The 10,859-nt window shown below is 67.9% G+C and carries 9 protein-coding genes; 2 read left to right on the top strand and 7 right to left on the bottom strand.

Annotated features, from left to right (window positions below):
* Nucleotides 1–111: 111 nt before the first annotated feature.
* The 7 genes from E1261_RS38740 to E1261_RS38710 form a co-directional block, all read right to left on the bottom strand.
* Nucleotides 112–492 carry a hypothetical protein gene (locus E1261_RS38740; protein WP_132414730.1) on the bottom strand — a complete coding sequence of 127 codons (381 nt, stop codon included), beginning with the start codon at nt 490–492 and terminating at the stop codon, nt 112–114.
* Nucleotides 492–1,754 (bottom strand): restriction endonuclease fold toxin-2 domain-containing protein, encoded by a 1,263-nt coding sequence (locus tag E1261_RS38735; RefSeq protein WP_132414729.1) that lies wholly within the window; start codon nt 1,752–1,754, stop codon nt 492–494. Before E1261_RS38735 ends, E1261_RS38740 begins: the two co-directional genes overlap by 1 nt.
* 6 nt (nt 1,755–1,760) lie before the next feature.
* A complete protein-coding gene (locus tag E1261_RS38730; protein WP_132414728.1) occupies nt 1,761–2,021 on the bottom strand; it encodes a hypothetical protein in 261 nt (86 codons plus the stop codon).
* Between the two features lie 18 nt (nt 2,022–2,039).
* Nucleotides 2,040–2,717 carry a hypothetical protein gene (locus tag E1261_RS38725; protein ID WP_132414727.1) on the bottom strand — a complete coding sequence of 226 codons (678 nt, stop codon included), beginning with the start codon at nt 2,715–2,717 and terminating at the stop codon, nt 2,040–2,042.
* Entirely contained in the window at nt 2,714–5,515 is a 2,802-nt protein-coding gene (locus E1261_RS38720) for an FtsK/SpoIIIE domain-containing protein (protein WP_238176698.1), read from the bottom strand. Before E1261_RS38720 ends, E1261_RS38725 begins: the two co-directional genes overlap by 4 nt.
* A 117-nt stretch (nt 5,516–5,632) precedes the next feature.
* On the bottom strand, nt 5,633–6,028 hold the full coding sequence (locus E1261_RS38715; protein ID WP_132414726.1) for a VOC family protein: 396 nt from the start codon (nt 6,026–6,028) through the stop codon (nt 5,633–5,635).
* Between the two features lie 7 nt (nt 6,029–6,035).
* Nucleotides 6,036–6,251, bottom strand: a complete 216-nt coding sequence (locus E1261_RS38710) for a hypothetical protein (protein WP_132414725.1) — start codon at nt 6,249–6,251, stop codon at nt 6,036–6,038.
* A gap of 93 nt (nt 6,252–6,344) precedes the next feature.
* Between E1261_RS38710 and E1261_RS38705 the strand changes: the two genes are divergently transcribed.
* Together E1261_RS38705 and E1261_RS38700 are read left to right on the top strand one after the other, a co-directional pair.
* Nucleotides 6,345–9,455: a PD-(D/E)XK nuclease family protein gene (locus E1261_RS38705; RefSeq protein WP_238176697.1), complete on the top strand. Its 3,111-nt coding sequence runs from the start codon at nt 6,345–6,347 to the stop codon at nt 9,453–9,455.
* Nucleotides 9,448–10,859, top strand: a 1,412-nt coding sequence (locus tag E1261_RS38700) for a UvrD-helicase domain-containing protein (RefSeq protein WP_165952790.1), incomplete at its 3' end; no start/stop codon positions are given. The genes E1261_RS38705 and E1261_RS38700, both read left to right, overlap by 8 nt.

Here is a 10,859-nt window from a genome sequence, read left to right as displayed (position 1 = left end):
CCCTGAACCACCCCGCGCCCGCCCCCTCACGCCTACCAATCCGAGCCGAACGCACCCACTACCCGTCCGTCGGTACGGCCGACGCCTCGGACCGCCGGGAAAATCCCGTCGCTAGCGGCCAGCACGAAGCGCCGCGAGGATCTCCTCGGCTGAGATGGCCGCTGTCAGTTCGATGGTCCGGTAGGAGCCTGGTTCGATCAGGTGCAGACCGCGACCGGGAAGAAGACTGCCCATCCACTGCGCGAACTCGGCAGCCGATTCCGCGTCCGCAGGATCGAGGCTCACAGCTTGCCTCGTCCCGCTCAGAGCCACCCCCAACTCCCGAGGCGCCGGCTCCAGCGGAACCAGAGCCTCGAGCGCCATCGTCGACCCCTCAACACTCCCCCGGCCGATGCGAACTCCAGGCCACCGTCGCTCCAGCGCCTCGGCGAAATCGTCCACCTCCAGCGCCCAGCCCGGCTCCTCCAACGGCGCGACCAGGTATTCCGCCATCAGTCATCGTCCTCTCGCCGCACGGTCACTTGTCCAGGGATGTCCAGCCGCCGCATCCGCTCCCGAAAGTATGCAGCCGCGGTGGCATCGTTGGTGATGATTTCGAGTCCTTCGACGGGGTTGCCGTCGTCTCCGATGACGGCGCGGTACTTGAGAAGTTGATGATCGTTCTTCTCCTCGGCGATCTTCCGTAGGAACGGCGGCAATGACTCTGGTCGGTAGAACGACCGCTCAGAGGAGGGAGCAACGTACTTCGCATCCTGCGCGCGCCTGAGCAGGTCGTCCAAACCGTCGGCCCAGGACGCTCGCGGTAGGTCCTCGTCCGACGTCAGTCGATACTCGACGGGGCCGCAGTGCTTGCGCTGAAAGTCGGCCTCCGGGCTGTCTCCGACCAGTAACCGGATGCGGCCGCTCCCTGCCAACCGCTCGCGATACTCCTTGAAGTTCGCTATCACCTTCGATGCTCTCTCGCGAGCGAGCGGTGGGAGGTTGATGTCTACGACGAGGGGTTGGGGTTTGGTGTCTTCGGGGTAGTCGAAGGTGGCTTCGATGGTGCTGGGGGTGATGGTGAAGGTGGCGTGGTCCCAGGACTGGGCAGCGGTTTCGGCCATGGCTTCGAGGAGGTTCTTGAGGGGTTCTTCGAGGTCGATCAGGAACTCGTGGTCGGCGAGGAGGCGTTCGTTGCGCTTCTCCTCCTCCTTCTCTTCCTTCTCGGTGCGTTCCTCGATCTCGAACTCGCCGGTCTCGGTGACGACGATCTCGACCTCGAGGGGTTCCTCGGGGTTGGGGTTCTCCTCGTCGTCCTTCTCGTGCTCCTTGCGGAACTTCTCGAAGGCTTTGCGGGCGACCGTGATCAGTGGTGGTTCGTTGTCTTCGGCAACTTCTATGTCCTCGAAGGTCGCGGTGAGGCGTTTGGTGCGGCCGCGCTCGTCGCGCTCGACCACGTCACCGGTCCCACCAGTCGCCCGGTTCCGGTCCGCCGAGTCGGACGACGGCCGCGCCGTACCGGAACCTCCCCCGACCAACCGGTCGGCCCACACCCGCGCCTTCGGCGGAGCCATCGACAGGTAGTGCGCGGCCGCCTCACAAGCACGTGCCGCCGCGTCCAGCTGATGCGCAGCCACAGTCGCACCACCCTGCGCCGCCACAGCCGCGTTCTCGCGGCATCGGACAGCCATCCGCTGCAGGTGCAGCAGCACCTGCGGTACTTCGTCCAGGCAGTCGACCAGCCCACGGGCCACCCGCTGCAAGTCCGAGGGCATGTGAGATCAGATCTGGTCGGCGTAGCTCTTGCATCCGGCCGAGGCGATCTCCAGCGCCTCCGCAGCCTGCTCCACGGCCTTCCCCGCGGCGTCCAGGATCTCCGAGATGTCCCGGTCCACCCCGGTCGCCGTACCAGCGATCAGGCTCTCGACCTGCTGGCTGTGCTGGGTGAACCGCAGTTTGAACCCGGCCAGCCCGCCCGCTGCCTGCTTGGCCTCCATCGAGACCTGAAACAGCTGTTCCTTGAGCCGCTGTACGTCGGACACCTGAACCACTCCACTATGTCAGTTGCGCTTCTTCGGCAGCACGATCGCCGTACCGGCCACGACTACCGGTACCAGGACCGCGAGCCACCAGGGCAGCCCTGCCGCCATCGCGACCACGACCAAGCCCGCACCGCCCCATCCCCACCATCGAGCGCCTGGCAGTCTGGGCAGCCCCAGTACTCGTGATGCGGCCAGCATGGTGACCGCTCCGATCGCCGCCGCCTCGACACCGGCCAGGAACGAACGGGTGACGATCCACACCAGCACGAACCCGACCAGCGTCAGGACGGCGCTGATCGTACGACGTTTGCGCCGCTCCTGGAGCGCACGCCCCTCTGCTCGGACAGCCTCGAGCTGGTCGACCGCCTCCCCCAGCTGCTTGGTCAGCCGAGCAGCTGCGGATTCCAGGTCGCTCAGACCGCGGATTTCCGGGGACGGGATGTTCACTCGTCTCCCGTCAGCCGGCAGCCCAGCACGCTGCAGACTGATCGCTGCCTTCTCGGCCAGCCCGTTCAGCCGCTCTTCGACCTGTCGGCCGCGCTCTGCCATCGCAGCGGCCTCTGCCTGCGCTGCGGCCTCTGCGCGGGACTTGGTGGCGGTCAAGCGGTCCTGCGCCTGCTGTGCGTCCGCACGGGCGCCAGCGACGATCCTCAGGGCGCGTGCGTAGTTCGTCCACTGCTGCTGTTCCGTCTTCATCGCCGCACCAACTCCACAGCCCGCTCTACCTCGTCAGACCGCAGAGCAGCGAACGGTACGACGACCTGCGCCTCCGGATGCAGCCCGTCCCACAGCAACCCGCGATGCGGTTCCGAAGCCCACCGCACCAGCGGACCGCACACCGCACGCACACCGTCTTGCGGATGCCGCAGGAACAGGTGCGTGGCGACGTTGGCCCGGCCATAGCCGAGGTGTTCGGTGCAGACGTGCAGTCTGTTCCACCAGCCGAAGGTGATGAGCCCCTGCGCCGGACCGTCGCGCACGATGTCCTGCAGTGCGTTGGCCGGGCTCTCGAAGAACCCCTCTGCGTGCAGCTGCATCCGCGGCACTCCGTGGAAGCCGAAACCGAGCAGGTACGTCTGCCCGCTGACCTCTCCGTCCCGTAGCGCATTCCGCAGTGCAAACAGCCGGGGCGCGATCTCGTCGTGCTTGTCGACGGTCTCCACGTCACAACCGAGCGACTGCAGCGCATGCACCAGTGCACCCTTGCCGTCCGCGACAGCAGGAGACGAGTCGGTCCCGTCCATGAAGATGAACCGCGGCGGCTCCACCGCAGCCGCAGCCGTCGACAACGCCAGTCCGGTCAGTACACCGAGCGCATCCGCCGGACCGTCGCCCAGAACCAGTACGCCGGCTCCTGGCTCGGGGCGGACCTCCACCTGCACCGGCTCCTCGGTGACTGCGATCGGCAGACCGGTCCACGGCCGTCCGAGCTCCGGCTTCACAGCAGCTGCCGTGTCCGTCAACCGCGCCGGCTCGGCCAGATGGAACACGCGGGGCGGGTGCACCGCCGTACCGGCTCGTTGCCACAGCTCACGCCGCAGGTCGTCCAGCACCGCCTTATCCGCAAAACTGACCAGCACATGCTGGTTGTCATCCGGTGAGCCGAAGTTCGCGTTCAACACCGCCTCACCGCGGAACTGCAGCTCAGCCGCCGCAGTGTTCCCACTGCGCAGAATCGCCTGTGAATCAGCCGGAGTGGTCTTCAGAGCGATCCGGTACGGCACCTGTCCGAAGATCGAGTCCCGCCGCGTCGACAGCCGCTTGACCCCCTCGATCGTCTGAGTCGCCAGTACGACGTGAACGCCGTACGCGCGTCCCAGCCGCACCAACCGCTCCAGCAGCTTGGCCGCCTCGTCCGCCAGCTCGTCGTCGTCCTCCAGCAGCACCTGGAACTCGTCCAGCACCACGAGGATCCGCGGCGGCCGGTCCGGGGCCGGGGCCAGCTCAGCGATGTCCGCGACGTTGCCGTGCGATTTGAAGATCTCGCTCCGCCGCGCCAGCTCGTCCGACAGATGACGCAGTACGGCGAGACCGAACGCCCGGTCGCTGTGGATGCCCAGCACGCGCACATGTGGGAGCCAGTGCTCACGCTCTCCAGCCGGACCGAGCGCAGAGAACTCCACACCGTGCTTGAAGTCGAGCAGGTACATCTCCAGGTCGACCGGGTCGTAGCGCGCGGCCAGTCCGTGGATCAGCACGAGCAGGAGGTTCGACTTGCCCTGACCGACCGCACCACCGACCAGCACGTGCGGCAGCGCCGGGTTGCCGCTGCGCAACCGCACCAGCGCGGGCGTGCGATCGTCGTACCCGATCACTGTGCCGATCTCGTCCTTGACCGGCTGCCACCAGGTCGAGCGGTCCGGCAGCGTCCGTTCGAAGTCGATGGTCGGCAGGACGGCGATCTCCGCCAGCTCGGCCACGACGTCACAGATGCCTGCGGCAACGTTCGCGTCGAAGGCCGGGTCCAGCTTCGCCGCTACTCCCGGCAGGGTCGCGGCCTCGACCTTGTCGCCGGTGACCACCACAGCGTCGAGCAGGTCGAGCAGTTGCTTCGTGTCGACGTCACTCTCGGCCGGGGACGACGGGTCGTGGTGGACGAGGAAACAGATGCCCCGCTCACCAGCTGTCGCAGCGAGCCGCAGCAGGTCGCGCTGCGCCAACTGGTCGATCCCCAGGGGGTAGTCGAAGAGCACGACCAGCCGGTACGGATCGGTCACGCGACCGGTCTCCCGGATCAGGTCCTCGAACCGCTTGTGACCGAGCTGCGCCTGCCTGCTGGCGCGCAGCGACGACACATCGACCAGTCCGGACAGAACTGAGTGCAGCTGCTCCGCAGTGTGCGTTGCCCTAGGCACCAACTGCGGGTACTTGGTAGTCAGGTGACCGAGCAGCCCCATCATGCCGGTCAGCTTCGGGTCGAACGCATCGATCCGCAGCCGGAACGGCTCGGCCGCTGCGACCAGCCGCAGCGCGACGCTCTGCAGCAGTCTGCGAGCGGACTCGTTGCGGTCCGCGGTCACCCTCCACCCGTTGGTGCGCAGCAGCGGCACGGCGACCGGCACACCGCCGTCCAACTCACCAAGCCGGATGTACGGCGGCACTCCCGCGCCCACGAGTTGCCGCGAACGCCAGCGCGCGTCGTTCGGCGGAATGGAGGCCAGGCCGGGCGCCAGGCGGTGCGCGAGCAGCCGCGCGGCCGGCTCGGCCTCTGCCAGCGCCTCGGCCGTCTTGGCGTCGACCTGCGCCCGGGACTCGCGCCGTGCGATCGCAGTCTGCTCCTGGAGCTGCCGGTGCTGCTGCACAGCACGTTGGTGCTCGCCCTGGGTCAGCCGACGCGCATGCTCCAGCAACTGCCCCAGCGCATGCTGGAGACCACGGATCCGTGCCTCCAGTAGCTCTGGTGCCGCGTCGTTCTGCCGCGCGGTCCGCGCTGTTTCTGACTCTCGCGCCGAGGCCGGTCCGGGCGCACTTTCCCCGTCAGGCTTCTCCGTCACGAGCACCGTCCTTCCACCTCTGCCCCGCGACCCCTACTGCCTGGACCAACTGTGTCACACCAGTAGTCCCAGTGGTCACTCCAGGCATCAGTAGTCTCACGCATCAGTCAGACGGCCTCAGTCGGGGGCGACGAGCTCCAGCTCGTACCCGTCCTCGTTGTGCAGGAACGCGGCGTAATGCTGCGGCCCACCGGCGTACGGATGCCGGTCGGCGAACATCAGCGTCCAGCCGTTGCCGGCGGACTCCGCGACGATCGCATCCAGCTCAGCGCGCGAGGCGGCGTTCAGCGCGAGGTGGTTCATCCCTGGGCGGAGCCGGTCGTGGACGTCGGCCGACATCGCCGGGCTCTGCTCGACCACGACGTAACTGCCGTCGGAGGCGATCCACGTCATACCGCCGGGCCAGCCGTCGCCGTCCTTCCAGCCCAGCCGATTCAGCACCCAGCCCCAGCTGTGCTGGGCGCGTTTCAGGTCCGGGACCCAGATCTCGACGTGATGCACTGCAGCAGCCATCGGAGCATTATCTGTGCTCGTCATCGGTGCCTGATTCAAGGGCATGGTTCGACACTGCCATCGAGATCGACCCCGAAACGATCAGCCAGACCAGCGCCGCGACCAGCCACGGCCACCACTCGCGACCCTGCGCGGCCTCGGCGACGCCCTTGCCGGACAGGCCGCCGGACGGTGCGAAGACAGCCACCATCAGCACCCGCGCGATCGCCGTCTGCCTGGTCATCTCTTCATTGTCGGAGCCTGCCGCGAACCCTGCAGAAACTCCTGCGTTTCGCGCCGTTTCGAAACTTGTCCGTGGCAGGGTCTACCGTCTGCGGTGACAGTCAAGAGATCGGGGGATTTCGTGAGCACCACCCGGATCGAAAGCACGGCGTACGGCGCGGCCGCCCTGGACCGCCTGCATGCCGTCGTGACGCGGCTCAAGGCCGATGATCCGATGGCGCCTGTCACCCTGCTCCTGCCGAACAACCTGGCCGGCGTCGTTGCCCGCCGGTACCTTGCCACGACGGGGATCGCGGGGTTGTTCCTCGCGACTCTCGAGAGATTGGCCGAGCAGCTCGCGGCCAGTGTGCTGTCACCACGCCGACCGGCCACGCGCCCGATCGTGGCTGCGACCTGGCGGACCGCATTGTCCAAGGCACCGGGTATTTTCCAAGACGTCGCCGATCATCCGTCCACGATCCAAGCGCTTGCCTCAGCCCATCGTGAGCTGCGCGATCTGTCCGAGCCTGCATTGGACAAGGTCGCCGGGGCCTCGGTGCTCGGCCCGGATCTCGTGCGGCTGCATCGCCAGATCAGGTCCGATCTCGGCACCGATTGGTACGACGAGACCGACCTGCTCCGGGCCGCGTCGGCACGTGTCGATGCCGAGCCGGAGATCGTCCGCGAGCTCGGCGCGCTCGTGCTCTATCTGCCGCAGGAGCTCACTCAGGCCGAGGCCGCCTTTGTCGAGGCGCTCGGGGCGGCCGCGGCCGATCTGACGGTGATCGTCGGATTCACCGATGTACGGCGGGCCGATCGGGCTGTACGTCGTTCGCTGGAGCGGATCGGGCTCGACCTGCCGACGTCGATCTCGCGGAACTATCCGGTCGCGACCGAAATCCTCAACGCATCCGACGCCGACGACGAGATCCGCTGTGTCGTGCGGGACGTGGTCGAGTCGCTGAAGAAGACTCCGGCGCACCGGATCGCCGTGCTGCATTCGGCCATCACGCCGTACGCGCGATTGCTGCACGAGCACCTCGCGGCCGCTGGGATCGCCGTCAACGGGCCGGGGACCAGGCCGGTGCACGAGCGGGCGATCGCGCGGACCCTGCTCGAGGTGCTTGCTCTCGTCGATCAGGATCTGCCACGAGCCGACGTCTTCCGCGCACTCGCGAACGCACCGACCCGGGACTTCACCGGCGAGCGCATCCCGGTGCCGCAGTGGGAGCGGATGTCGCGTGCGGCCGGTGTGGTGCGTGGCGACGACTGGGACACGCGGCTCGCGCGGTATGCGGAGTCGGAACGCCGGACGGCTGATCAGGAGGAGGCGGCCGAGGACCCGCGACCTGCTGCGATCCGCCGCGCCCTCGGCAACGCTGAACGAGCCGAGCGGCTGCACGCCTTCGCCTCCGAGCTCCGACGTTGCCTCAAGACCATCGCCGGTCTGGAGAGCTGGTCCGCGTTGGCCGACGGGGTTCTGGAGCTCTTCCGGGACCTGCTCGGTGACTACGCGTCCCTGCCGATCGAGGAGCAGTACGCCGCCGCGGCCGTGGAAGGGTCGTTGCGCGGGCTCTCCACATTGGACGAGCTCGGCACACCAGCGAGCTTGGCGGTGCTGCGCGACGTACTGGATCTGGAGCTGCAGCAGTCGCTACCGCGGGTCGGGACGTTCGGGACCGGCGTGCTGGTTGCGCCTCTGTCGGCGAGTGTCGGGCTGGCGGCCGACATCGTGTACGTCGTTGGGCTGTCGGAGGATCTCTATCCGGGGCGCGTGCACGAGGACGCGTTGCTGCCGCATCGCGTTCGGGAGGCCGCGGCACCGGAGCTGGCGTCCTTCCGCGATCGGCTGGACGAGAAGCAGCGGCATTTGCTGGTCGCGTTCTCGGCCGGCGCGAAGAGGGTGGTTGCGTCCTTCCCGCGTGGAGACCTGCGGCGATCGTCGCGCCGGTTGCCGACTCGTTGGTTGCTTGGCTCGATGCGGGAGCTGAGTGGCGACCACGCGCTCGCTGCGACCGCCTGGGACCAGGGTGCGTACGGCGATCGGCTCCGGACCTCGGCGTCGTACGCGGGATCGTTGACTACGGCAACCATGCCGGCGAGTGAGCAGGAGTGGCAGGTGCGGTCCGCCGCGGCCGGCCTGTGGCTGAGTGATCGGGTGCTCGTGCGGGCTCGGGAGATGCTGCGTGGGCGCGGGTCTCCGGCGTTCACGCGGTTCGACGGCGATCTGTCCGGCGTACCGGGGCTGCCGGAGTATGCGGTGGAGGATCGGATCGCGTCACCCACGTCGTTGGAGGCGTATGCGACGTGTCCGCATGCGTACTTCGTCGAGCGGCTGCTTCAGGTGGAGCCGCTCGAGGCGCCGGAGGATCTGCTGGTCATCTCACCGATCCAGATCGGGAATCTGATCCACAACAGCGTCGACGCGTTCGTGTCTCGATTGGCCGGCTCGCTGCCGTCGTGGGGTGAACCTTGGTCGGACGAGCAGCGACAGTTGCTGCTGGCGGTCGGCGCAGATCTGGCCGACCAGTTCCAGGCGGAAGGGCTGACCGGTCACCCACGGCTGTGGCAGCGCGAGCGGCTGCGGATTCTCGGCGACCTGATGGTGCTGCTGGCCGACGACGATCGATGGCGGGCGTCGCGGGATGCGTCGGTGGTCGCGAGCGAGCTGCGGTTCGGGTTCGACGGTGAGCCGCCGGTGGAGATCCCGGTGCCGTCGGGGCGGGTGCTGCTGCGCGGATCGGCTGACAAGGTGGATCTCGGGCGCGACGGGACGATCTACGTCACCGATGTGAAGACAGGTGGGTTCTCGCGCTACGAGGGCATTGAGAGCGACCCGGTGGCGGGTGGGACCAAACTGCAGTTGCCGGTCTATGCGTACGCGGCGCGCGCCCGGCTGGGCGAACCTGACACCCCGGTCGAGGCGTCGTACTGGTTCGTCCGGCGTGGCGGCAAACGGATCCCGGTGCCGCTGACCCCCGAGGTCGAGGCCCGGTACGTCGAGACGCTGGACGTGATCGTTTCGTCGATCGCCGGTGGGTTGTTCCCGCCGAAGGCGCCGGAGATACCGGACTTCTTGTGGGTTCAATGCCATTACTGCAACCCGGATGGGCTCGGGCACAGCGAGGTGCGGGCGCGCTGGGACCGGAAGCGGCATGACCCGACGCTGGAGCGGCTGGTGCGATTGATCGACCCGGTGGTCTACGAGGAGGTGGGCGATGAGTGAGCAGTTGCTCGACGGGCCTGCCCGCGATCGGATCAAGACCGACACCGACGCAACGCTGTTCGTGGAGGCCGGGGCCGGATCCGGGAAGACGCACGCGCTGGTCGACCGGGTAACCACGCTGGTCCTGCGCGACGGCGTGCCGCTGCGGACGATCGCTGCGGTGACGTTCACCGAGAAGGCCGGAGCGGAGCTGCGAGACCGGCTGCGGGTCGAGTTCGAGAAGGCGCGGAAGGGCCCGGCCGGACCGCTCGCGGACGAAGCGCTCGACGATCTGGATTCGGCCTCGATCGGGACGCTGCATGCGTTCGCACAGCAACTGCTCCTGGCCCATCCGATCGAGGCCGGGCTGCCGCCACTGATCGACGTACTGGATGAGGTCGGGTCATCGGTCGCGTTCGAGGAGCGTTGGGCGGAGTTGCAGCAGCAACTCCTCGACGACGATTCGATCGCCGAGCCGCTGCTGCTCGCGATGGCGGTCGGGGTTGAGCTGAAGCACCTGCGATCGCTGGCGCGGCTGTTCGGCAACGACTGGGACCTGATCGACGAACGCGTCCTGGTGGACCCGCCGGAGCTCGTCGCGATGCCGGACCTGACCGGGCTGATCGCTGCTGCCGCCCAACTCGGTGGAGCCGTCGATTCCTGCCGGGATCCCGAGGACAGGCTGCTGCCGAAGTTGCACGCCATCCGCGATCTCGGCGTCATGCTCGAGGCGGCGACCGACCAGGAATCACAGCTGTCCTACCTGCAGGCCTTGCGTGGTCTGAAGGTCGGCAAGATCGGCCGCAAGGAGAACTGGCCGGACGTCGCGAAGATGCGTTCCGACTGCGCCGAGGTCGTCGAGGTGGCCGGCTCGCTGGTCGAGCTGCTCCTCGATGCTTGCCTTCGGCACCTTTCGCACTGGATCGCGGAGCGGGTGCTGGAGTCGGCCGAGGTACGGCGGGCCGAGGGGCGGCTGGAGTTCCACGACCTGCTGGTGCTCGCGCGCAACCTGCTCCGGCGGGACGCCTCGGTCCGGTCGGCGCTGCACGAGCGGTACGAGCGGCTGCTGCTCGACGAGTTCCAGGACACCGACCCGATCCAGATCGAGCTCGCGGTCCGGATCGCGGCCGGCGCTGACGGCGATGCTCCCGACTGGCAGGACGTCGAGGTTCCGGACGGCCGGCTGTTCGTGGTGGGCGATCCCAAACAGTCGATCTACCGCTTCCGCCGGGCCAACATCGCGACGTACCTGACCGCGCAGGACCTGCTCGGCGAGACCGTCACGCTGACCACCAACTTCCGCACGGTGCCGCCGGTTCTCGACTGGATCAACCACGTCTTCTCGACGCTGATCCAGCCGCAGGAAGCCGCGCAGCCGACGTACCACGCGCTGACGCCGCACCGGACGACCACGCCCACCACCGC

It is taken from the genome of Kribbella albertanoniae, from assembly GCF_004348455.1.
Lineage (GTDB): Bacteria > Actinomycetota > Actinomycetes > Propionibacteriales > Kribbellaceae > Kribbella > Kribbella albertanoniae.
Note: the sequence above shows the minus strand (reverse complement) of the source record. Positions and strands in the feature narration are given on the sequence as shown.